The 21,240-nt window shown below is 72.7% G+C and carries 23 protein-coding genes; 10 read left to right on the forward strand and 13 right to left on the reverse strand.

Features of this window, described 5'->3' with window-relative positions; all coding sequences use genetic code 11:
• Positions 1–27 precede the first annotated feature (27 nt).
• From IC605_RS13200 to IC605_RS13225, 6 genes are read right to left on the reverse strand one after another with little or no spacing between them, the layout of a single operon-like run.
• On the reverse strand, positions 28–1,482 hold the full coding sequence (locus IC605_RS13200) for a phytoene desaturase family protein (RefSeq protein WP_343216611.1): 1,455 nt from the start codon (positions 1,480–1,482) through the stop codon (positions 28–30).
• Complete coding sequence (locus IC605_RS13205; RefSeq protein WP_425514225.1) at positions 1,479–2,585, reverse strand: glycosyltransferase family 2 protein; 1,107 nt, start codon at positions 2,583–2,585, stop codon at positions 1,479–1,481. The genes IC605_RS13200 and IC605_RS13205 overlap by 4 nt, the downstream gene beginning before the upstream one ends.
• The gene (locus IC605_RS13210) at positions 2,582–3,238 is read right to left on the reverse strand and encodes a lysophospholipid acyltransferase family protein (protein ID WP_343216612.1); all 657 of its coding nucleotides are present in this window, start codon (positions 3,236–3,238) and stop codon (positions 2,582–2,584) included. The genes IC605_RS13205 and IC605_RS13210 overlap by 4 nt, the downstream gene beginning before the upstream one ends.
• Entirely contained in the window at positions 3,235–4,266 is a 1,032-nt protein-coding gene (locus IC605_RS13215) for a carotenoid biosynthesis protein (RefSeq protein ID WP_281416277.1), read from the reverse strand. Before IC605_RS13215 ends, IC605_RS13210 begins: the two co-directional genes overlap by 4 nt.
• Entirely contained in the window at positions 4,263–4,667 is a 405-nt protein-coding gene (locus IC605_RS13220) for an NUDIX domain-containing protein (protein ID WP_343216613.1), read from the reverse strand. Before IC605_RS13220 ends, IC605_RS13215 begins: the two co-directional genes overlap by 4 nt.
• Positions 4,664–6,199, reverse strand: coding sequence for a phytoene desaturase family protein (locus IC605_RS13225; RefSeq protein ID WP_216324713.1), 1,536 nt, complete (start codon positions 6,197–6,199; stop codon positions 4,664–4,666). Before IC605_RS13225 ends, IC605_RS13220 begins: the two co-directional genes overlap by 4 nt.
• 180 nt (positions 6,200–6,379) lie before the next feature.
• On the opposite strand from IC605_RS13225, the gene IC605_RS13230 reads away from it, so the two are divergent.
• Positions 6,380–6,652, forward strand: a complete 273-nt coding sequence (locus IC605_RS13230) for a helix-turn-helix transcriptional regulator (protein WP_216324715.1) — start codon at positions 6,380–6,382, stop codon at positions 6,650–6,652.
• Entirely contained in the window at positions 6,649–7,359 is a 711-nt protein-coding gene (locus tag IC605_RS24675; protein ID WP_246580804.1) for a hypothetical protein, read from the forward strand. Before IC605_RS13230 ends, IC605_RS24675 begins: the two co-directional genes overlap by 4 nt.
• Positions 7,360–7,386: 27 nt before the next feature.
• Here the strand turns inward: IC605_RS24675 and IC605_RS13240 are convergent, their stop codons facing one another.
• Together IC605_RS13240 and IC605_RS13245 are read right to left on the reverse strand one after the other, a co-directional pair.
• Positions 7,387–7,983, reverse strand: a complete 597-nt coding sequence (locus tag IC605_RS13240; protein ID WP_216324718.1) for a GNAT family N-acetyltransferase — start codon at positions 7,981–7,983, stop codon at positions 7,387–7,389.
• Positions 7,980–8,414, reverse strand: coding sequence for a ketosteroid isomerase-related protein (locus tag IC605_RS13245; RefSeq protein WP_216324720.1), 435 nt, complete (start codon positions 8,412–8,414; stop codon positions 7,980–7,982). Before IC605_RS13245 ends, IC605_RS13240 begins: the two co-directional genes overlap by 4 nt.
• Before the next feature lie 228 nt (positions 8,415–8,642).
• Here IC605_RS13245 and IC605_RS13250 point away from each other — a divergent pair, with 228 nt between their 5' ends.
• Positions 8,643–9,935, forward strand: coding sequence for a hypothetical protein (locus tag IC605_RS13250; RefSeq protein ID WP_425514226.1), 1,293 nt, complete (start codon positions 8,643–8,645; stop codon positions 9,933–9,935).
• A 61-nt stretch (positions 9,936–9,996) separates the two neighbouring features.
• Here IC605_RS13250 and IC605_RS13255 read toward each other — a convergent pair whose 3' ends face one another.
• The 3 genes from IC605_RS13255 to IC605_RS13265 form a co-directional block, all read right to left on the reverse strand.
• Positions 9,997–10,251, reverse strand: a complete 255-nt coding sequence (locus IC605_RS13255) for a hypothetical protein (RefSeq protein WP_216324722.1) — start codon at positions 10,249–10,251, stop codon at positions 9,997–9,999.
• A gap of 21 nt (positions 10,252–10,272) precedes the next feature.
• A complete protein-coding gene (locus IC605_RS13260; protein ID WP_216324724.1) occupies positions 10,273–10,476 on the reverse strand; it encodes a hypothetical protein in 204 nt (67 codons plus the stop codon).
• Positions 10,477–10,639: 163 nt separating this feature from the next.
• On the reverse strand, positions 10,640–11,335 hold the full coding sequence (locus IC605_RS13265) for a hypothetical protein (RefSeq protein ID WP_216324726.1): 696 nt from the start codon (positions 11,333–11,335) through the stop codon (positions 10,640–10,642).
• Positions 11,336–11,635: 300 nt separating this feature from the next.
• On the opposite strand from IC605_RS13265, the gene IC605_RS13270 reads away from it, so the two are divergent.
• The 3 genes from IC605_RS13270 to IC605_RS13280 all read left to right on the forward strand — a co-directional run bounded on the left by IC605_RS13270 (position 11,636) and on the right by IC605_RS13280 (position 16,574).
• Entirely contained in the window at positions 11,636–14,479 is a 2,844-nt protein-coding gene (locus IC605_RS13270) for a 2-oxoglutarate dehydrogenase E1 component (RefSeq protein ID WP_216324729.1), read from the forward strand.
• 125 nt (positions 14,480–14,604) lie between these two features.
• The gene (odhB, locus tag IC605_RS13275; protein WP_216324732.1) at positions 14,605–15,864 is read left to right on the forward strand and encodes a 2-oxoglutarate dehydrogenase complex dihydrolipoyllysine-residue succinyltransferase; all 1,260 of its coding nucleotides are present in this window, start codon (positions 14,605–14,607) and stop codon (positions 15,862–15,864) included.
• Positions 15,865–15,929: 65 nt separating this feature from the next.
• The gene (locus IC605_RS13280; protein ID WP_343216614.1) at positions 15,930–16,574 is read left to right on the forward strand and encodes a DUF2268 domain-containing putative Zn-dependent protease; all 645 of its coding nucleotides are present in this window, start codon (positions 15,930–15,932) and stop codon (positions 16,572–16,574) included.
• Positions 16,575–16,735: 161 nt separating this feature from the next.
• Here the strand turns inward: IC605_RS13280 and pyrE are convergent, their stop codons facing one another.
• Positions 16,736–17,308, reverse strand: coding sequence for an orotate phosphoribosyltransferase (pyrE, locus tag IC605_RS13285; protein ID WP_216324734.1), 573 nt, complete (start codon positions 17,306–17,308; stop codon positions 16,736–16,738).
• 76 nt (positions 17,309–17,384) lie between these two features.
• On the opposite strand from pyrE, the gene IC605_RS13290 reads away from it, so the two are divergent.
• A complete protein-coding gene (locus IC605_RS13290; RefSeq protein WP_216324738.1) occupies positions 17,385–17,597 on the forward strand; it encodes an XRE family transcriptional regulator in 213 nt (70 codons plus the stop codon).
• Positions 17,598–17,621: 24 nt separating this feature from the next.
• Entirely contained in the window at positions 17,622–18,374 is a 753-nt protein-coding gene (locus tag IC605_RS13295) for an RNase H family protein (protein WP_216324740.1), read from the forward strand.
• A 49-nt stretch (positions 18,375–18,423) separates the two neighbouring features.
• Here IC605_RS13295 and IC605_RS13300 read toward each other — a convergent pair whose 3' ends face one another.
• Positions 18,424–19,110, reverse strand: coding sequence for a metal-dependent hydrolase (locus IC605_RS13300; protein ID WP_216324743.1), 687 nt, complete (start codon positions 19,108–19,110; stop codon positions 18,424–18,426).
• A 176-nt stretch (positions 19,111–19,286) separates the two neighbouring features.
• Between IC605_RS13300 and cdaA the strand changes: the two genes are divergently transcribed.
• Together cdaA and IC605_RS13310 are read left to right on the forward strand one after the other, a co-directional pair.
• On the forward strand, positions 19,287–20,114 hold the full coding sequence (cdaA, locus tag IC605_RS13305) for a diadenylate cyclase CdaA (RefSeq protein ID WP_216325085.1): 828 nt from the start codon (positions 19,287–19,289) through the stop codon (positions 20,112–20,114).
• Positions 20,111–21,124: a CdaR family protein gene (locus tag IC605_RS13310; protein ID WP_216324746.1), complete on the forward strand. Its 1,014-nt coding sequence runs from the start codon at positions 20,111–20,113 to the stop codon at positions 21,122–21,124. The genes cdaA and IC605_RS13310 overlap by 4 nt, the downstream gene beginning before the upstream one ends.
• Positions 21,125–21,240: the final 116 nt, after the last annotated feature.

Genomic DNA, 21,240 nt, shown 5'->3' on the forward strand with positions numbered 1-21,240 from the left:
AAAAGGAACGGTCCGGGCGGGCCGCGTCTAGCCCGGGGGCGTCTGCGTCCCGTCCCACGTCTCGCCCTCCCCCGGCACCCGGGGGCCATCCAGGCTGTCGTAGGGCAGGCCCAGCAGCCCGCCCGCCCCGTTCCAGCCGCTCAGCATGGAGAGGGGCACGCCGCCGCCGGGATGGACGGTGCCGCCGACCTGCACGAGGTTGCTCGCGCCGGGATGCGTCCAGCCGGGGCGCAGGCTGCCCGTCAGCCCGTGGGGGGCGCGGCCGTACAGGGCGCCGCGCAGGGAGGTTCGCGCGTATTCGGCGGGCGAGAGGGCGTGCCAGTCCGTCACCGGCAGGGGCAGGCGGGCCTGGAGCCCCCGCAGCAGGAAGGCGCCGTAGCCGCGCGGGTCGTCTGTCACTCCCGGGTCGGGCGGCGCGTTCACGAGGAGGAAGGCCCGGTCGCCGTCGAGGTGCAGGTAGAGGGTGGGGTCGGTGGGCAGCCGCCCGGCGCGGATGTCGCGCCACTCGCGGGCATACTCGGCGGGCCAGAGGATGTGGTGGGCGTGGCCCCGGTCCTCCGAGAGGCGCAGTTGCAGCGCGAAGCCGCTCACCCCGCGCGGGGTGCGGTCCTCCGGCAGACCGAGCCAGCCCCGGGTGAGGGCCCGGTCGGCGGCGCTCACCCAGGCATCAGCGGTGTGGACGCCCCGGCCGGTGTGCGCGGCGACCACCCGGCCTCCCTGTGTCACCAGATGCTCCACCCGCGTGCCGAACTCGAAGCGCACCCCCAGCGCCTCCGCCCGCTCCCGCATCCGGACCGCGAGCGCCCCCAGCCCCCCCTCCAGGTGCCACACGCCGGAGCCGAGTTCGACCCAGGAGACGTTGTGCAGCACGGCGGGCGCGCGGTAGGGGTCGGCGCCCAGGTAGGTGGCGAAACGCAGCCAGAAGGGGGTCAGGAAGGGACCGCTCTCCACCAGGCGGGCGAGGCTGGACCAGGGGGCGGCACCGAGTCCGCGCGTGACGGCGTAACGTGCCAGCTTCAAGCGGCCGGGAGGAGACGCGAAGAGGAAGGTGGGCGCGGCGCCCTGGTAGATGCGGCGGGCGGTTCCCAGGAGCCGGACGTACTCCCGGCCCTCCTCCCGGCCGAGTTGCGCGAGGGTGGGCTCCAGGCTCCCCGCCACATGCAGCGCCTCCGGGGCGAAGGTCCGTCCGTCCAGGGCGTGGTAGGTCGTGGTGGGGCGCGCGGGGTCGAGCGGCGGGAGGGTCAGCCCGGTCCGCTCGTGCAGGGCGCGGAAGACCTGGGGCATGGTGACCACCGTCGGCCCGCTGGAAAAATCCTCGTAGCCCAGCGCCGCCTTGCCGCCGGGGCGGTCGAGGTGATCCAGAACCGTGACCCGCACCCCCTCCCGCGCCAGCCGCAGCGCCGCCGCGAGGCCCGCGAAGCCCGCCCCGAGCACGACGACGTGGCCGGGGGAGGGGGGAGGGGCGCCCCGGTTCCCCCTCACGGCTCGTACTCCCGGCCCTTCCAGTCCACCTGACGGCGCAGGCCGCGCAGGTACACGGGGAGGGCGAGCAGCGGCGTGACCGGGCCGAGCAGTCCCTCGGCGAGGTCGGCGGGGCGGCGGCGCCCGGTGACGAGGTTGACCAGGGAACGCTCGACCAGCCCGGCGGCGCGCAGGGCCCAGAGCCAGCGGGCCCGCCGGGCGGGCAGCAGCCACGGCAGCGTGTACACGGCGAGGTGCCACGCGAGCGAGGCGGCGAGCAGCGGGCGCGAGCGCAGATGCACCCGGGAGACGTTCTTGCCGAAGCCCGCCACCGAGGCCGGGTAGCTGCGGTACATCCTCACCTCGACGAGCCGCCCCGCGAGCGCGAGGGCCAGCCGCCCGCCGCGCGCCTTGAGGCGCTGCCCGAACAAGACGTCCTCCAGCACCTCGCCCCGCACGAGGCCGTGCCCGCCCACCCGCTCGTAGGCCGCGCGGCGAAAGGCCATGAGCTGCCCGTTCGCCGCACTTGCCGCCGGAAAGGGCAGCCTGAGTCCCGGCGCGGGCAGAAAGGTCAGCAGCACGACCTCCACCAGGGGCGTGATCAGCCGCTCCCCCAGCGTCACATTGCGCTGGCGGGGCCACACGCTCAGGAGGTCGGCGCCCGATCTCCCCAGCTCGTGCAGCACGGCCCCCAGCGCCCCCGGCTCCCAGCGCACGTCCGCGTCGGTGAAGATCAGCACGTCGCCCGTCGCCGCCCGCGCGAGCTGCTGGCAGGCCCACGGCTTGCCGTGCCACCCCGTCGGCAGCGGCCTCCCGCACAGCACCCGCGCGCCCGGCACCCCGGCGCACAGCCGCCGCGCCAGCTCCCCGGTGCCGTCGCGGCTGCCGTCGTCGAGCACGAGCACCTCGTGCGCGCCCTGGTCGAGCAGCCCCGGCAGCGTGTGGACGAGGTTGTGTGCCTCGTCGCGGGCGGGCACCAGGATGGACACGCGCGGGCCGCCCGGGGGCAGGGGGCGCGGCCGCAGCCGGGGGAAGGTCAGCACGTTGAGGAAAAACACCACCGCCTTGTAGGTGAAAAAGCCCCGCGTGACCTCGCGGTAGGCCCGCAGGGGGCCGGGCCTCACCGTTCCCCCGTCAGCCACGCCAGGGCGCGGCCCGGCAGGTCCAGGCGTTCTTGCGCGCTGCCCCGCCCCCCCGAGAGGCGCAGGTAGCCCGCGAGCGGCGCCTCGGGGTCACTCTCCCGCAACTCCGCGTCGAGGGTGGTCAGTTCGTGGGTCAGGGCCTCTCCCAGCCCAGCCCCCGCCACCGCCCGGCCGAAGCGCGCGTAGGCCTCGGGATGCTGGGCGCCCCGCAGCGTGACCCGCAGGGCGACGGGCACCAGGGGCACGCCCGCCGTCCGGGCAATCCAGGCCGCGCCCGGTTGCACGCCCCGGGGTGGCCCGGCGGGCTGGAGGGCCCCCTCCGGAAAGACGACCACCCAGGCACCCGCCCGCGCCGCGCGCACCGCCTCCCGCAGGTCGCGCGTGCCGAGCGCCCCCAGCCGCCGCAGGAAGGGGAAGCGCGCGAGCTGTCCCTCCGTCATCAGCACCCGGAAGTCCAGCCCCAGCACCCAGGTCACCTCGCGCAACACGTACCCGTCCCACCAGGAGTGGTGATTGGGGGCGAGTACGGCGCCTCCCCCGGGCAGGGGACCGCGCACCCAGACCCCCCGCAGGTCGGTGTGGACGCTGCGGCGAACGCTCGTGTTCAGCAGGGCCGTCACCGGGTCGAAGCTCACGCCCGCCCTCCGCGTACGGCCCGCGCCAGGGCCAGCCCCGCCAGCATCGCCGCCAGGGTCACCCCCGCCTCCAGGTACCGCCCGACGAGCACGAGCCCACCCGGCAGGAAGAAGGTCTCGACCGGATACGCGACCCCGAAGGTCAGGCGGGAGAGGTCGGGCTGGGGCTGGATGACGCGTTCCACAGTCACGGGCTCCACCTTGAAAGACACCCGCACCGCCCGTTCCTGCATGGGTAGATTCCGGGCCCGCCGCCCCGGTCCGAACGTCCCCGGGCTGATCCGCGTGAAGGCCCAGCTCAGCCCCGATCCCACCGCCCACCACCCCAGGAAGTTCTGGAGGGGGGCCCCCGCCCACAGCGGCGCCGGATCGCTCCACGTCCAGTACCCCTGCGCGGTCATCAGCGGCTCCAGCCCCACGTCCCAGGCCACCATCAGGACTCCGGCCAGCCACGCGCGCCCCCCCGCGAGGAGCGTGGTCGCCAGCGTCAGGGCGAACCAGCCGAGCGGCACGATCAGGGGCACGCTGAGGAGCGTCGGCGCCGGGGCACCCGCATAGGTATAGACGCCGAAGGGAAAGCCCGTGCGGCTGCCGAGCAACTCGACGCCCAGCCCTACCGAGGAGGCGAGCACCGCCATCCCCAGGGCCCGCCGCGCCCCCGCCCGCTCCCAGGCGTAGGCGAGCGCCGAGACGAAGAGAGCGCCCGTGCTGAGCAGCGCGAGCAGAGAAAAGCCCTCCGGCCACAGCGGCACGGGCACCTTCAGGGCGGCGTAGAGGGCCAGCCACAGCATCCAGGGCCGCGTCTGCCCGGCCAGGGCCGCCCAGCGCGCCCGCAGCGTGCCGGGGAAGTCGCCCCCCAGCGCGTCCCCCGCCAGCCCCAGCCCCAGCGAGGCGGGCAGCCCGAGGAGGATCAGGGTCCAGCCCCCCGCGAGACCCCGCAGCACCAGCAGCGCCCCCAGAAAAGCCACCCCCAGCGCGGCGAGGGCAAGGCCAGCCCGCCGCGTGGCGGGAGAGAAGCGCAGGGTCAACCCGCCACCTCCCGCAGCGCGTCGAAATAGACACGGGTCGTTCCAGCCACGTCATCGGGCAGGGCGTCCAGCGGCCACCAGCGCACCTCCGCCGCGTCGTCTCCAGCCCGCGCCTCCCCACCCGTGAAGGCGGCGGTGAAGACGTGGGTTTCCCAGTCCACGGTGTTGCCGTCCGGGTAGCTGTGGCGGTGCGGAAAGACGCCGACCGGGCGCAGGGGGCCCACATCCAGGCCCGTCTCCTCGCGCAGTTCCCGCCGCGCCGCGTCCGCGGGTGTCTCGCCCGCTCTGGCCCCGCCCCCGGGCACGTCCCAGCGCCCGTCGTCGCCGCGCCGCACCAGCAGGACCTCGCCGCCCCGCAGGACCGCGACGCCCGCCCCGATACGCCCACCTGTGCCGCTCACTTCCACCCCCGCCGCGTCAGGTCGCGCAGCAGCACGCGCGCCGCGTTGCGCCCGGACGCGCCCATGATGCCGCCTCCGGGGTGGGTGCTGGCCCCGGTCAGGTACAGGCCCTTCACGCCGGGCCAGCGGTACCCGCTCGCCGCCATCCAGGGGCGGAAGGCGAACATCTGGTCGAAGCTCATCTCCAGGTGCATCACGTTGCCCCGGTGCAGCCCGAGGTTGGTCTCGAGCCACTGCGGCGTCTGCACGAGTTCGCCCACGATGGTGTCCCGCGTGCCCGGCGCGTAGTGCTCGAACGCCCGCAGGATGTTCTCCCGCGCCTGCGCCGCGCGCGTCTCCCAGCTTCCCGAGGCCAGCTCGTAGGGGTAATACTGCGCCCACAGCCACAGCACGTCGCCGCCGGGGGGCGCGAGGCTGTCGTCCACGGCGGAAAAACTCATGGCGACCAGCGGGGGATCGGTCGTCGGCTCCCCCGCCAGATATTCGCCGTAGCCCTTCATCAGTTGGCGCTCGTCCTTGATCAGGAGGCCCAGGCCCACCCGGCTCTCGGGCTCGGTGTGGTTTCTGTACCGGACTTTTTCGCTGAGGGCGAGGCGCAGGATCATCCCGAACCCGTTGCCCACCCGGCCACCCCGCGCGGCGGGGGGCACGTACTCGTCGGGCAGCGCGTCTGCCGTCGTCAGGACGTGGGTGCCCGACACGACGGCGCGGGCGGTGTAGGTCTCGCCGTTCTCCAGCTCGATGCCCTGCGCCTTCCCGTCCCTGACGAGGAGGCGTTTCACGGGCGCGTTCACGAAGACCTCGCCCCCGTCCGCCTCGACCGCCCGCCGCAGGGCCTTCGTCAGCCCCCCCGATCCCCCCTTCGGCCGCGCCACGCCGCCCTCGTGGTAGAGGGGGTGCCACAGCAGGAAGGGGGCGCTGAGGGGATCGCTCGGCGGGGGGCCGCTCTGGGCCGCCATCCAGACGAGGGGGGCGCGGACCCGCTCCTCGGAGAAATACTCGCGCGCCACGTCCCCGTAGGGCCGCAGGATGCGCCTCAGTTGCGTCTGAGCGTCACGGCCCCGCCCGCTTCCCACCAGCATCTTCCCCATCTCCAGGGGACCGGGGGCCGCGTTGAAGAGGGCGGCGACACTTCGGGCAAACGGAGTCCAGTCGTCCAGAAAGCGGCGGTACGCCTCGCCCTGCCCGGGAAAGAGGGCCTCCAGCTCCCGGGCGGTGCGGTCGGCGTCACGCCACACGAACCAGGGCGTCTCGCCGTCCGAGGCGTGGAACATCGGGTCCACCTCGAGGTAGTGCAGGCCGTGGCGGGTCAGCTCCAGCTCGCGCACGACGGGCGTCATGCGGATCAGGATGTGGGCGCTGCCGCCGTAGTCGAAGCGGTAGCCGGGCACGAGTTCTTCCGTGCTCACCGCCCCGCCCACGAGGTGGCGCCGCTCGAACACCCCCACCCGCAGCCCCGCCTTGGCGGCGTAGGCGGCGGTCACCAGGGCATTGTGGCCCGCGCCCATCACGATCACGTCGAAATCCGGCATCCGGCCCGAATCCTGTCATACCGGGCAGGCGGGAGATGGTCAGGGATACCGCGTTCGGCGGCGCCCAGGCGGGGCGGGAGGCTCGGGGGCAGGCGGGAACCGGGCCTCAACGCCGGGCACGCGCCCCCTCGCCGCCGCAACTTCCTGACTTTCTGTTGTAGGAATACAACAATGCGTGGCATGGTCGCCAAGGCGGCAGGTCGTCCCTCTCCCCCGCCGCTGTTCAACCGGCTGCCGGTGCTGCGCGCCGAGCGGGGGCTGAGTCGGCAGGACCTCGCGGCGGCGGTGGGGGTGAACTACCAGACCATCGGGTATCTGGAGCGCGGGGAGTACCACCCCAGCCTGGACCTCGCGCTGAGGCTGGGCGAGTATTTCGGGCTGCCCATCGAGGCGATCTTTTCGCGCACGCCCTTCACGCCGCTCAGCGAGCAAGTCTACGGAGGTCCAGCATGAACGCGACCCTGCCCCGGCTCCGCCCCCTCGCGCCCCTCGCTGCCCGCCGCCGGGTCGTGCTGACCGCGTTCGGGGGCTATGCCCTGTCCCTGCTGACCGTGGCGCCCGACAGCCTGTTCGGCCTGCCGGACATCCTGCTGCTCCTGTTCGGGGTGGGAGGGATGGTGCTGGCCTTCCTCGGCGGCGTCCAGCTGATGAGGCCCGCCCGCCTGGGTCTCCCGGAAGGCCGTGAGCGTGGACTGGACGAGCGGCAGGGGCAGCGGCTCTCCCAGGCGCACATCACGGCGTCCCGTCTCCTGGGCGCCCTCTTCCTGCTCGCGGCGTTGTATTTCCTGCTGGCGATCCAACACCACCTGCCGACGCCCGCCACGAGGATGGCCTGGATAAGCCTCTCGCTCGGGGCCATCCTCTTTGTCCCGGCCCTTCCCACCGCCGTCTTCGCCTGGACCGAGCCCGACCCGCCGGGCGAAGAGACAGAACCGCGTGACAGGGCGGGGGGTACGCTGGGCGCCATGTTCGGTCGCCGCGTGCCCCCCCACATCGTGTTTGTGCTCAGCGTCGTCCTCGCGCTCGTGTGCGCCGCCCCCGCCGTGCACTACGGGCTGGCGGCGAAATGGCTCCCCGCCCTGCTGTGGGGCGCGGTGGCCGTGTGGTTCGCGGTGGACGCCGTGCGCGCGCACGGGTGGAAGGGGCCGCAGAAGGCGTAGGCGCCCCGAGATCAGCCCAGCCCTGTCTCAGCCCAGTCGCCTGATCCAGAAACGCATCGGTTTGGGGGTCTCCCTCCCTTCGCCCACGTCCCGCCAGGTCATCGTCGTCTCCAGGTCGGGGCGCTCGGTGTAGCCGCGCGCCTGCCAGAAGGCGTCCAGCGGGCGGTACCCCGGCGGCCGGGCGGGGTGGTCCTCCGGCCGCCGCACCGCGCAGAAGGCCGCGACCCCCAGGCCCAGGCGCCGGGCGTGGGCCTCGCGCTCGTCGAAGAAGCGGTGGCCCACCCCGCGCCCCCGGTACCCGGGCAGCAGCACGCTCTCGCCGAGGTACAGCACGTCGCCGGGGTCGAACTCGGGGGCCCGGAAGGGGGCGCGCACCTCCGGCGTCTCCCGGGTCAGGGGCACCGCCGTGCTCGCCCCCACCACCCGCTCGCCGTCGCGGGCGAGGACGACCAGGGCGCCGGGGGCGCCCAGGTACGTCCGCAAGTAGCCCTCCTCGTACTCCGCGCTGCCCTCGTAGAGGTAGGGGAAGGCGCGGAAGACCTCCTGCCGCAGCCGGGCGAGATCGGGGATGCAGGCGCGCAGCTCGTCCCCGGTGGCGGGGCGGACGGTGGGCGGGTCCGTCACGCCCCTCCGCCCCCGCTCACCTGCCGGGACCAGTCGGCGAGGTTGTAGAGGTTCGTCACGCGGGCGATGCGGCCCCCCCGCACCTCGAAGAAGGCGCCCACGGGCAGCACGTAGGTCTGGCCGCGCGCCTCCGGCAGGTCCGCGTCGGTCTTCAGGTACTCGCCGTGGATCACGAACTCGGCGGCGGCGCGCGTGCCGTCCGGGGTCGCCATCACCACCAGCTCCTCGGCCCGCTCGCGGTAGTGGGCGTCCATCCGGTTCAGGAAGGCGCGGAAGGCGTCCACGCCGGTCTGGGTCCCCCCCTCGTTGACGTCGTGCCGCACGTCGTCCGCCAGCAGGGCGAGCATTCCCTCCGCGTTCCCCGCGTTGAAGGCCGCGTAGTAGCGCCGCACGAGGTCGAGGGTGGCCGCCTGGGAGTCGGATGCCGTCATGAGGGGCAGTGTAGGCAGCGTGAAGGGCGGAGTTGGCCGACGTGACCGGACGGTGAAGCTCATCGGCCCTCTCCAAAAAGGGCATGATGGGGGAGCAGGAGTCTCGTCCCTGCCAACAGGCGTCCTTTGCGGCCACGGCGACAGCCGCGTCTGCTACTTTGAACACACTTGAACCCCTGCGTTTCCCGCGTCTGCTGCGGGGCGCCCGCGAAATGGAGGACTCTCCGCGTGAACCCTGTGCGCTACATCATCACCCGGCCCTGCCTGCAAGAGGGCAGCCTGCGACTGGTCAAATACCTCCAGCCCACCTTTCCGGACAGTGGCCCGGCGCAGTTCGTGGACGACCGGGGCACCGAGCACACGGTGCAGATCGACCGCGCCCAGGGCCGCGTCTGGGGTCTGGGCAAGCTCTTCCACGACCTGAACCTCGGGGTGAACGACGTGCTGACGATCACCCCGCTGGCCCCCGGCCGCTTCCAGGTCGAGGCCACCGTCAAGCCGCACGCCGCCCCGCCCCCGCCCGCCCGCACGGCGCCCAAGGCCCCCGAACCCCGCCGCGTCGTCGTGTCGGCCACGCCCCACGTCCGCGAGGTGAGGCTGGAGCACCCCAGGCCCGAGGGTCAGGAGACGACCTCGGCGCAGCCCGGCGCGACCGTGCGGCCCACGTCCGCTGCCGAGAGCCCCGCGCCCGCCGCCACCGCCCCGGCGCCGCTCGGCCCGGGGCAGGCCGCCGCGCCCCTTCAGCCGGTGCCCGCCGAGACGGCCGCGCAGGCGCCACGCTCCCGGACGGGCGCGCGGCCGGAGGTCAACCTGTCGCGCCCGGCGCCGAGCAGCGTGGAGGGTCAGCTCGCGGAGTTCGCGCGGCTGACGGGCTACCGCCTGGACTTCCCGGCACCGGGAATCGCGCGGCTGCGCGCCGACCTCGGCGCGCACGGGTACACGGTGCACGTCGCCCTGGACGAGGCCGCCACGCGCTCGCCCGCCTGGGGGCAGGGGGCGGAGCACACGGCGCTCGTGACCGGGGAGGGCGAGCGGCCCCAGGGCCTGCCGCGCCTGACCCGCGAGGCGCTCGGCGCCCTGATCGAGCACGCGCGGCTCGCGCCGCTCTCGCCCATCGACCTGCGCGGGTACTGGAAGGCCGGGAACCTCGACCTGGAGACGGCGGCGAGCGTGTCCGAACTTGTGGGGGCGCACCTCGCCCAGCGCGGGGCCTTTTCCTTCGTGCTCCTCACCCTGGCGGGCTGCCCGGCCCACAGCGTCGTGAGCAGCGCCCGCCTCGCCGAGAAGCTCGGCAGCGGGGTGAACACCGCCGAGCTGAGCAGCATCCTCGACACCCTCACCCGCGCTCCCTTCCTGGCCCTCACGCCGCTGCCGGGCGGGCAGTTCCTCCTGCGCGCCGATGTGCGTGACCTCCTGACCGAACTCGCCGAGTACGCCGAGGGGGTTCGCCGCCGGGTCCGCACACCGGACGCCGCCCCCGAGACGGCGCGCGGGAACGGGTCCCTGGCGATCACGGCGTAGGGGACCGGAAGCCGGCGGGGTGGCGAGGCCCCTCCGTCCCCCCACCCCGCCAGACCGCCCCTTACATCTGCTTGTCGTCGTCGCCGGTGCCGAAGGTGGTGCCGGTCGAGGTCGGGGCGTCCGCGAGGCCGGGCGCCCCGGGCACTCCCCCGGGGGCGCGTTCGCTCATGCGGGTGGCGTCGCCCACGGCCACCGGCGTATCGGTCATGCCGCTCTCCGACTCGTCCTGGTATCCGGCGCGGTCGCTCATGCCGTTGCCCGCGTCCTGCGGCAGGCCGCCCTGACGGTCGCGGCTCCGGGCATCGTCTTTGGTCATGGGTGATCTCCTTCCCCGGGCTCAGCGGTCGTCGTCGCGGCTGAGCCCGCCACCGAGCGAACCCATCGGCGTGTCGGCGTCGTCCGCACTCGTCGCGCCGGTGTCGCCCACCCGGTCCACGGTGCCGTCGGTGCCCGCGGGGTCGGTGCCCAGGCCGATCTGGCCGCTGCCGGTCTGGTCGGTGCCCCTCTGGTCGCTGGGAGGGTCGTTCGGATCGGTCGTCATGGGAGCCTCCGTGGTGGGGTGAACGCCGGAGCACGGCCTCTCCGTGCCCGCCGGGGTTCGGGGGTGGAGAACCATTCAAGCGCGCGCGGGCCCCGGTCACAAGGCCGGGGGCTTTTACCGTTCACGCGCCGCACCGCTCATGGACGGGGAGGCGGGGACGGATTCAGGCGGCCGGGCGCGAGCGCAGCAGATAGCGGACCAGACTCGCCAGGCTGGGGTCGCGCAGCACGCAGACGATCAGGAGGTCCCCGTGCAGGGCGACCAGCAGGGTGCGGTGCTCGAATTCGAGTTGCGCCGAGAAGAGCGGGCCCCCCTGCGGCAACTCGCCCAGGGCGTGGGACGCGTCGAGCAGGGCGAACAGGGGCGGGAGCAGCGCGGCCGGGAGCGCCTCGCCCTCCGCGCCGAGGGGCTGGCGGCACCCCGTGAACAGGGTGACGCCCAAGACCCCCGGCTTGCCGAGCAGGTCCCGCATCAGGCGCCGGGCGGCGGGGGGCGGCGGCGGGGGCGCGGAGGGCTCGGGCAGGAGGGGGGCCAGCGCCGAGCGCAGCGTCTCGGGACTCAGCACCGGGCCCAGGGAGGAGACCGTCCCCGGGACCTCCGTGCCGAACGCGAGCAGCCGCGTGCCCGGCGGAAGGTGGAGGTCACCCGGTCCGCCAAATCCCGCCAGCGGCAGGTCGAGCAGCACGGCCGCCGGGCGGGCGCGCAGGGCGGCCCGAACGCCCGCCAGGCTGGCCGCGCGGCGGGCGCGCAGGCCTAGGCCCTCGACCAGGCGCTCGGCGGCCTTGCCCCGTCCCACGCTCGCGCTGACGACGAGCACGGCGCAGGGCGGCGCGGGGGTGTCCTGAAGCTTGCTCGTCATGGTCCGTCCTCCTTTCCGCCGTGGCTCCGCGCCGTCCGGTGGCCTGCCCCCGTCACGCGGCCCCGGTCCCAGCGCCCACTCTCCAGACCCCACTAGAGCGTCGCCGGGCTCACGGCTTCCTTACAAGCGACCCGGACGGACGTTCTTGGGAGAGCCGGTTTTCCCCCACACATGGCTATGCAGGGCCGGCCCATTCGGATCACCGGGGCGGGGCCCGATCCTGTGCCCCGCGCGGGAACAACGCGGGGAGTGCGGACGCCGCCATTCGTCGGCGGACCGGGGGGTATGCTGGAGGGCGTTATGACGCAGGCTCAGACGATCATGTCCGGCGGGAACGCGGCCTTTATCGAGGGGCTGTACGAGGCGTACCTCGCCGACCCGGCGAGCGTGGACCCCGAGTGGCGCGCGTACTTCGACGAGGTGCGCGGCGGGGCCCGCGAGACCGCCCACTCCCAGGTCCAGCAGGCCTTTTACCAGCTCGGCACGCAGCGCCGGGGCGGCGCGGTCCTCCCCGCCCCGGCAGGGGTCAGCGGCGCGCAGCAGGCCGCCGGGGCGCTCATCACGGCCTACCGGGTGTACGGCTCCGTCAGCGCGCGGACCAATCCCCTCAAGATGCGCGGCCTGCCCGTCGTGCCCGAACTCACCCCCGAGTACTACGGCCTGTCCGAGGCGGACCTCAACGAAACCGTCCACGACGGCGAGTTTCGCGGCCCGCTGCGCGAGGTGATCGCCCAGCTCCAGGAGACGTACTGCGGGGCCATCGGCTTCGAGTTCAACTACCTTCCGGCGAACGAGCGCGCGTGGTTTCAGGAGCGGGTGGAGGCCGGGCGGGGCCGGGGCCGCTACTCGCCGGAGGAGCGCCGCCGCCTGATGGTCAAGCTCAACGCCGCCGAGGGGCTGGAGCGCTACCTCCACGTCAAGTACGTGGGCCAGAAGAGATTTTCGCTGGAGGGCGGCGAGAGCTTTATCCCGCTGCTCGACCGCATCATCCAGCAGGCGGGAACCTTCGGGGTGAAGGAGACGGTCATCGGCATGGCGCACCGCGGGCGCCTGAACGTGCTCGTCAACATCTTCGGCAAGAAGCCCAGCGACCTCTTCGCCGAGTTCGAGGGCAAGAAGAAGATCAGCGACGACCCGGACATCGCGGGCGACGTGAAGTACCACATGGGGTATTCCAGCGACGTGCGCACGCCCGGTGGCCCGATGCACCTCGCGCTGGCCTTCAACCCCTCGCACCTGGAGATCGTCTCGCCCGTGGTCCACGGCTCCGTGCGCGCCCGCCAGGACCGCCGGGGGGACGCGGAGCGCAAGCAGGTGCTGCCGGTCACCGTGCACGGCGACGCGGCGGTGAGCGGGCAGGGCGTGGTGATGGAGACGCTGAACATGTCGCGCCTGCGCGGCTTCACGACGGGCGGGGCGATCCGCATCGTGATCAACAACCAGATCGGCTTCACGGTGAGCGACCCGCGCGACACGCGGAGCAGCCGCCACTCGACCGACGTGGCGAAGATCGCCAACGCGCCCGTCATGCACGTGAACGGCGACGACCCCGAGGCGGTGGCCTTTGCGGCGGACCTCGCGCTGGAGTACCGCCAGAGCTTCGGCAAGGACGTGTTCATCGACCTGATCTGCTTTCGCCGCCACGGCCACAACGAGGCGGACGATCCCACGATGACCCAGCCCATCATGTACCGCGAGATCAAGGCGCACCCCGGCACCCGCGCCCTGTACGCGCGTGAGCTGGAAGCGGCGGGCGTGCTGGGGGCGGGCGAGGGCGACCGCCTGGTGGAAAAATTCCGCGACCAGCTCGACGCGGGCGGCGCCGTGGTCGAGGAGATGGAGAATCTGGAGCAGAGCAGGCTCGCCGCCGACTGGAAGGGGTACGTGGGCACCCCCTGGACCGACGACACACCCACCAGCGTGCCCCAGGCGACGCTGACCGAACTCGGCCTCAAGATCAGCGAGGTTCCGGAAGGCTTTCAGCCGCACCGGGGCGTGGCGCGCGTGCTCGAAGCCAGACGGGCGATGAGCCGGGGTGAGCAGCCCCTCGACTGGGGCATGGGCGAGATGCTGGCGTATGCGACGCTGCTCGTGGAGGGCTACCACGTGCGGCTCGACGGCCAGGACTCGGGGCGCGGGACCTTCGTCCACCGCCACGCGATCTTGCACGACCAGAGCGCGCAAGACCCGATGAACGAGGAGTACCTCGGCCTCGCGCACCTCTCAATCGATCAGGGCCGGGTCGAGGTGATCGACTCCACGCTCTCGGAAGAGGCGGTGGTCGCCTTCGAGTACGGCTACAGCACCTCGGAGCCCAAGGCGCTCGTCGCGTGGGAGGCGCAGTTCGGCGACTTCGCCAACGGGGCGCAGGTCGTGATCGACCAGTTCCTCTCGGCGGGCGAGAGCAAGTGGCAGCGCCTCTCGGGCCTGACCATGCTGTTGCCCCACGGCTACGAGGGCGCGGGGCCCGAGCACTCCAGCGCGCGGCTGGAACGCTACCTGCAACTGTGCGCGCAGAAAAACATGCAGGTCGTGGTGCCGAGCTCCTCCGCGCAGATCTTCCACCTGCTGCGCCGCCAGGTGCTGCGGCCCTACCGCAAGCCCCTGATCGTGATGACGCCCAAGAGCCTGCTGCGCAACAAGCTGGCGATGAGTCCGCTGACCGAGCTCGCCGAGGGCCGCTTTCAGGAGGTCATCGGCGACGACACGGTGCAGCGGGCCCGCCGGGTGGTGATCAGCAGCGGCAAGCTCCACTGGGAACTCTCCGAGGCGCGCGACGCCGACAAGGAGGGGTATGCGGGCACGGCGCTCGTGCGGCTGGAGCAGCTCTACCCCTTCCCGGCGGAGGCGCTGAAGGCCGAGCTGGCAAAGCACCCCGGCGCCCAGGTGGTGTGGGCGCAGGAGGAACCCCAGAACCAGGGCGCGTGGCTGATGATCCGCGACGACCTGGAGAAGGTGCTCGCCCCGGAGCAGCGCCTGACCCACGCCACCCGCCCGCGCGCTGCGAGCACGGCGGTGGGGTACGCCAGCGTCCACGTCAAGGAGCAGGCGCAGGTCATCGCCGACGCGCTCGGTGAGCGGGTCACGCCCGGGAAGATCGACGCCCAGGTGGCGACCGTCAAGGAGGCGACGGCGCAGGCCTGAACCGGGCACCCGGGGGCGGAGGAAGGTCGGGAGACCACCTCCGCCCCTTTCGTGTGTTGTGTGCGCCTGCACGTGGAGCGTCCCCGCGTCAGTCACGCCCCCCGGGGGGTATAAAGGGACACGTTATGGCCGAAATCAAGGTTCCCGTTTTTTCCGAGTCGGTGAGCGAGGGCACGCTGCTGACCTGGCACAAGAAGCCCGGCGATGAGGTCAAGCGCGGCGAGGTGATCGCCGAGATCGAGACCGACAAGGTGGTCTTGGAAGTCACCGCCCAGCAAGACGGCGTGCTCCAGAGCATCGCCAAGAACGAGGGCGACACCGTGCTCAGCGAGGAAGTCCTGGGCACGGTCGGTGACGCGGGCGCCGCGGCGCAGGCCGCTCCTGCCACCCCGGCCCCGGCCACCGCCCCCGATCAGGCGAGCGGCCCGGTGGCGAACGAGACGAGCGCGGGCGGCACCGCCACCCAGCCCGACAGCGCGAACCTCGGCAACGAGGCGACCCGGCGCGACGACCTCTCCCCCGCCGTGCGGCGCGTGGTGACCGAGAACAACCTCGACCCGTCCCAGATTCCCGCGACCGGCCCCAAGGGCAACATCACCAAGGCGGACGCGGTGGGTGCCGTCGCCACCGCCCAGGCCACGCCGAGCACCGTGGCCCAGCCCGCGACGACCCAGCCCAGCGGCCCCCGCGCCGAGCAGCGCGTGCCCATGACGCGCATCCGCCAGCGCATCGCCGAGCGGCTCAAGGAGGTGCAGAACACCGCCGCGCTGCTGACCACCTTCAACGAAGTGAACATGAAACCGGCGATGGACCTGCGCAAGAAGTACCAGGACCAGTTCGTCGCCAAGCACGGGGTCAAGCTCGGCTTCATGAGCCTCTTCGTGCGGGCGGCGACCGAGGCCCTCAAGCAGTTCCCGGTCGTGAACGCCTCGGTCGAGGGCAAGGACATCATCTACCACGGCTACTACGACATCGGCATCGCGGTCGCCAGTGACCGGGGCCTCGTCGTGCCTATCTTGCGCGACACCGACGGGATGGGTCTCGCCACCATCGAGAAGGAGATCGCGGGCTTTGCCCAGAAGGCCAAGGGCGGCAAGCTGACGCTGGAGGACATGAGCGGCGGCACCTTCTCCATCACGAACGGCGGCACCTTCGGCTCGATGATGAGCACGCCGATCATCAACGCGCCGCAAAGCGCCATCCTGGGGATGCACAACATCATCGAACGCCCGGTCGCGGAGAACGGTCAGGTCGTCATCCGCCCGATGATGTACGTCGCCCTGAGCTACGACCACCGCATCATCGACGGGCGCGAGGCCGTGCTCTTCCTCGTCGCCATCAAGAATGCGCTGGAGGACCCGGCGCGGATGCTGCTGGAAGTCTGAAGCAGTCAGCTTTCAGCGGTCAGCCCCTCGGGGTTGGCCGCTGGTTTTGTTTGTAGGGTGGAGGCGTGGCGAACGTGCTGCATTTGATGAACGCGGGCGGGCTCCTCTCCCCCGCCCTGGAAGCCGAAGTGCGAGAGGTGGCGGGGGCGGCCCTCTCGCGGCACGCGGCCCGGCTGGGATTGGATGGAGTGGACGTAGCAGTGTACGGAACTCCGTGGACGCTGCCGGAAACAGGAGTCGGAGGCTACGCGCCGCTTCCGCATTGGGTGCAGGTCACCCTCACTCCCGAGAATCCAAACTTCGCGGCGTGCTGGCGCACCGAGATTCCCGCGACTCTCGCCCACGAACTCCACCACGCGCGGCGCTGGCAGGGGCCCGGGTACGGAATCACGCTGCTAGAAGCGCTCGTCAGCGAAGGGCTGGCCCAACATTTCGAGGCAGAGGAGCGTGGTGAAGCGCCGCCCTACGCACGCTCCTCCACTGACCTCAACTCCCTGTGGACCCGAGCACAGGCGGAACTGGACAGCCCCACCTACGATCACAACGCCTGGTTCTTCGGCTCGGAGGCGGCAGGCCTGCCGCGCTGGACCGGGTACGCCCTCGGCTACGAACTCGTGCGCCGCTTCTTCACGTGGCAAGGCGCCGACGCCGTGACTCACGCTGATACTGCCGCAGAGGAGTTCCGGGGGGCGTGGGGAATCTACGAATAGCTACAGGGAAGAGTCATTCTTAGTTCCTGGGCGGCCCTGCCCGTTCACCCCCTCTGCTCCACAGCTCTACGAGTCCCAACCTCCCCCCTCAAGGGGAGGAGTAAAACGACGGCTTAAGGGTCGTGCGGGATCGGTTCTGCCCGCTTCCGCACCCCACACCCTCAAATCTCCTGCAACGGCCTCTGCGCCAGCCACTCCGGCACTTCATCCGGAGCGTAGGTGTCGAAGGTCAGATGGGCCAGGCTGACGAGCGGGTAACCTTCCAGCGGCCCCTCCTCCTTCCGCCTGTCCACGATGCAGGCGATGGCGACGCATTTCCCACCTGCCGCCTCCGCCGCGCGCACGGCCTTGAGGACGCTGCCGCCCGTCGTGAGCACGTCCTCCACGGCGACGAAGGGTTCACCGGGGGCGAGGGTGAAAGCCTCCCGAAGCTTCATGCCGCCCCGCCCGTCCTTCTCGGCGAAGATGGCGCGGGTGCCCCCCTGCCGGTTCAGGTGGCGGGCGACCTCGTAGGCGAGGACCACGCCGCCCATCGCGGGGCCGACGGTGACCGTGGCATGTACCCCCGCCTTACGTAGCTTCTCCGCTATGCCCTGGCCGATGCGTTCCGTGAGGTGGGGGTACTGGAGCAGGGTGGTGGATTGCAGGAACTTGGGGGAGTGGCGGCCCGAGGCGAGCAGGAAGTGCCCCTCGTGATACGCGCCCGCCTCGCGGTACAGGGCCAGAACGTCCATGCCCGGAGTATCGCACCGCCGCCCGAGCGCGGGACCTCACACAGCGGCCCGGCACGTTCCTTCCCTATCATGGCGCATGGAGTCCCCTGACCATGCGCCCCCCTTTCCCCACGCCCTCGCCCTGCGCTCGCGCCGCCTGCTGCTCGGCATCCCGCTGCGGAGGGTGGCGCGGGAGGCGGGGCTCGACCCCCACCTGCTCGGCGCCGTCGAGCGCGGGGAGTACGACCCCCGCAGTCTCCACGTGCTCGCCCGCCGGGTCCTGGCCCACACGCTCGACGTGGCGTTGTAGGACCGGCCAGCCGGGGGGCGCAGCGTGAATCAGGCCTATGTGGACGCGAGCTGGCACGAACTCCCGGGCGGGCAGGGGGTCGGCGGCTGGGGTCTGGTGCTCCTGCTGCCGGAAGCCCTCCCCGCCCGCTACCAGGGGCAACTCGACGCGCCGGACAACAATGCCGCCGAGCTGCGCGCCGTGCTGGAGGCCGTGCGCCATGCCCCGGCGAACGAGTCGCTGGCGGTGTACACCGACAACGAGGCGGTGATCGCGTCGGTGGGGCGGGGACGGGGACCGCACTCGCTCACCGAACAGGCCCGCGAGGTTCAAGACGAGACGGAGGCGCGCGGCGTTCGGCTGCGGGTGAGTTACGCGCCGCGCACCCGGCGGCACATGCTCGCCGCCCACGACCTCGCCAACGACGCCCGGCGGGGCCTGACGACTCCTGCCGTCGCCGGGCCGCACGCCGACGTGCTCATCGAGCAGCGGCCCAGCAGCCCCGAGGCGCGCGTCAGCCTGCGCCGTCACGGGGAGCGGGTCACGGCGCACGTTCACCTTGAGCCCCTCTCCGCCGTGCCGCCGAGTGCCCAGGCCCTCCTCGCCGCCGTGACGCTGGCCCGCCCCGGCGAGGTGCTGTTCGTCCGGCGCGCGAGCAAGGTGGCGCAGGCCCTCTGGCAGCGGCCCGAGCGTGCCCTCCTCCCAGACGCCCTCGCCCGCTTGCAGGAGGCGCGGCAGACGGCGGACGGGCTGGGGGTACAGGTGCAGTTCCAGAAGACGGGGGAAGGGAGGGGATGAGCGACGAGGCGCGGCCGCCAGAGCAGAGCTGCCCTTCACTCTCCACCCATCACACCTCCGCCCATTCCCCCGGCTCCAGCACCCGCACGTCCACCCCGCGCGCCTGCCCCTCCCGCGCGAAGACCTGTGGGTCGCCGGTCAGGGGCGGGAAGGTCCCGTAGTGCATGGGGACGGCGACGCGGGGGCGCAGCAGCTCCAGCGCGCGGGCGGCCTCCTCCGGCCCCATCGTGTAATGGTCGCCGACCGGCAGCAGGGCGGCGTCGAGGCCACGGTCGCCGATCAGGCGCATGTCGGAAAAGAGGTTGGTGTCGCCCGCGTGGTAGACGCGCACGCCGCCCATCTCGATCACGAGGCCGGTGGGCATCCCCCCGTAGGTGCCGTCAGGGAAGGAGGACGAGTGCCATGCGGGGGTGAAATACACGCTGCCCCACTCGCCGCGCACGGTGCCGCCGATGTTCGCGCCGATGGCGTTCGCGGCGCCGTGCTGGCCCGCGTAGTTCCCGATCTCCGCCGTGCCGATGACGGGTACCCCCGCCCGGCCGAAGTCGAGGGCGTTCCCCCAGTGGTCGCCGTGCGCGTGGCTGATCAGGACGGCGCTGACGTTCCAGCCCAGCGCCTCCTCCAGGGTGACGGGCGACTTGGGGTTCCCCGCGATGAAAGGGTCGATCAGGACGCGGTGCTCGCCGTTCTGAAGCAGGAAGGCGCTCTGGCCGAGGAAGCGAAGCTGGAGGGGCATGACGCCACGCTAAAGGCTCGGGGCCGGGGCCGGACGTGCCCCGGATTTCGACTTCGCTGAGCTTCGGCGGGGGGAGGACTTGACACGGCCGCGTTGCGGGGGAGGTCATTCCCGGCCCCGTATAGTGGACGCGTGCCGCACGGTTGCCCACGCGGGGGAAAGGAGCGCCGGGTCTGCTGCCTTCCCTCGGTTCACTGACCCTTCAGGACGTTCTCGACGTGCTGCTGGTGACGTTCCTGATCTACCAGGGCTACTTGCTGGTGGTGGGCACGCGGGCGGTGAACGTGGTGCGCGGCATCCTCGTCTTCGCGGGGGTGTGGGTGGTCTCGAAGGTGCTGGGCCTCGCCACCCTGAGTTACCTCCTCGACCGGGCGGGGACGGTGGGCCTCTTTGCGCTCGTGGTGCTCTTTCAGCCGGAGCTGCGCGCCGCGCTGGAGCGGGTGGGCCGTCCACGCGGGCGGGACGCCGGGCAGAGCGGGGCGGCCTTGCAGGACCTTGCGCGGGCGATGGAGCGTCTCGCCGAGCGCAAGACGGGGGCGCTGATCGCCATCGAGCGCCGTACCCCGCTCGGCGAGTACGCGGCGACGGGCGTGCGGCTCGACGCGGTGGTGAGCGTGCCCTTTTTGGAGGCCCTCTTTGCCCGCAACGCCCCGCTGCACGACGGGGGCGTGATCATTCAGGAGTCGCGGGTGGTGGCGGCGGGGTGCCTTTTCCCCCTCCAGGCCGCCGACGGCACCTACCGCCGCTACGGCACCCGGCACCGGGCGGCCATCGGGCTGTCCGAACTCACGGACGCCGTGGTGCTGGTCGTGAGCGAGGAACGCGGCTCGATGCGGATCGCGCTGGCGGGCAGGCTGGGCCCGCACCTCAACGGCTCGGAATTGCGCGAACAATTGCGGGCCCTGGTGTATGACCGGCTGGACCTCATCGGGGAGCTGCCGGGCGCGGCGCCCGCGGCCCTGGAGCCCGAGGCCGGCGGCAAGCCCGAGCGGGGCGGCGCGTGAAGGGCCCAGGGGGCGAGCTGCGGCGCTGGCTCGACCCGCGCTACCTGTGGCGGCGGGCGCTGCACAACCTGCCCGCCAAGGTGCTCGCGTTCCTGGTGGCCGTGACCCTGTGGTTCGTGGCGACGAGCGACCGCCGGGCGAACGTGGAGCAGGGCTTCGACGTGCCCCTGACAGTCTCGGACACGACGGGCGGGCGGGGCGAGGGCACCCGCGCCGTGAGCGGCCTGACCCCGGCGACCGTCCGGGTGACGCTGAGCGGGCGGCCCGAGCGGCTCCAGGAGCTGACGGGCGACGACGTGCGGGCGGTGGTGGACGTGACCGGCGTGCCGGAGGGGAGCTTCACCCTGCCCGTGGCGGTGGAACCCCCCACCGGCACAACCCTGCGCGAGCAGCGGCCCCGGCGGGTGCAGGGCTTCGTGGACACCCGGCTGACCCGCAGCCTGCCCGTCACGCTGAGCGTTGCCACCCCCCCCGAGGCGAGCCTGCCGCGTTACGGCGTGAGCCCCGACGGGGCCACCGTGGCCGGACCGGGCCGGGTGGTGCGCGAGGTGGCGCGGCTGGTGAGTACGCCCCTGAGCCTCGCCCCCGGCGACGAGCGCGAGGCGGCCCTGATCGCCCTCGACGCCGGGGGGCAGCCCGTCCCCGGCGTGACGACCAACCCGGCCAGCGTCACGGTGCGCCGCCTTGACACCGGGGAGCTGCCCGTCAAGGCCGTGCGGGTGGTGCTGAGCGACCCGCCCGCCGGCCTGCGCGTCACCTCGGTCAGCGTGCAGCCCAGCAGCGTGCGCCTGATCGCCGCCCCTGAACTCCTCGCCCGGCTGCGCGAGGTGACCGGGGTCGTCGCGTACCGGGAAGGCACCTACACCGCCCCCGTCACCCTGCGCGTCCCGGCAGGAGCCCAGGCGCTCGAGGGCGTCAGCGTGCGCCTCACCGTCGAGCGCCCCACGCCCACGCCCGGGCCAGACGGCGGGCCCCCACCCGCTCCGGCGCCGAACCCCCCCTCCCCCTGAGGTCCAGGCGGCTTCCCCGGGTGGAGAACCCACCCAAAATGGAAGCGCTACCGTCTTTCACGTCAAGATGCGGGGCCCGGGGGGCGGTATACTTCACACATGGTGTGGCGCGGCAC

This window comes from Deinococcus aestuarii (genome assembly GCF_018863415.1).
GTDB classification, from domain to species: domain Bacteria; phylum Deinococcota; class Deinococci; order Deinococcales; family Deinococcaceae; genus Deinococcus; species Deinococcus aestuarii.

Excerpts from the sequence above, each read along its gene's own strand:
- pyrE (WP_216324734.1), bottom strand. The coding sequence starts at position 17,308 with ATGGACGTTCTGGCCCTGTACCGCGAGGCGGGCGCGTATCACGAGGGG.
- IC605_RS13260 (WP_216324724.1), bottom strand. The coding sequence starts at position 10,476 with ATGACGACCGATCCGAACGACCCTCCCAGCGACCAGAGGGGCACCGAC.
- IC605_RS13255 (WP_216324722.1), bottom strand. The coding sequence starts at position 10,251 with ATGACCAAAGACGATGCCCGGAGCCGCGACCGTCAGGGCGGCCTGCCG.
- IC605_RS13225 (WP_216324713.1), bottom strand. The coding sequence starts at position 6,199 with ATGCCGGATTTCGACGTGATCGTGATGGGCGCGGGCCACAATGCCCTG.
- IC605_RS13265 (WP_216324726.1), bottom strand. The coding sequence starts at position 11,335 with ATGACGAGCAAGCTTCAGGACACCCCCGCGCCGCCCTGCGCCGTGCTC.
- IC605_RS13300 (WP_216324743.1), bottom strand. The coding sequence starts at position 19,110 with ATGCCCCTCCAGCTTCGCTTCCTCGGCCAGAGCGCCTTCCTGCTTCAG.
- IC605_RS13245 (WP_216324720.1), bottom strand. The coding sequence starts at position 8,414 with ATGACGGCATCCGACTCCCAGGCGGCCACCCTCGACCTCGTGCGGCGC.
- IC605_RS13270 (WP_216324729.1), top strand. The coding sequence starts at position 11,636 with ATGACGCAGGCTCAGACGATCATGTCCGGCGGGAACGCGGCCTTTATC.
- IC605_RS13230 (WP_216324715.1), top strand. The coding sequence starts at position 6,380 with ATGGTCGCCAAGGCGGCAGGTCGTCCCTCTCCCCCGCCGCTGTTCAAC.
- odhB (WP_216324732.1), top strand. The coding sequence starts at position 14,605 with ATGGCCGAAATCAAGGTTCCCGTTTTTTCCGAGTCGGTGAGCGAGGGC.
- IC605_RS24675 (WP_246580804.1), top strand. The coding sequence starts at position 6,649 with ATGAACGCGACCCTGCCCCGGCTCCGCCCCCTCGCGCCCCTCGCTGCC.
- IC605_RS13290 (WP_216324738.1), top strand. The coding sequence starts at position 17,385 with ATGGAGTCCCCTGACCATGCGCCCCCCTTTCCCCACGCCCTCGCCCTG.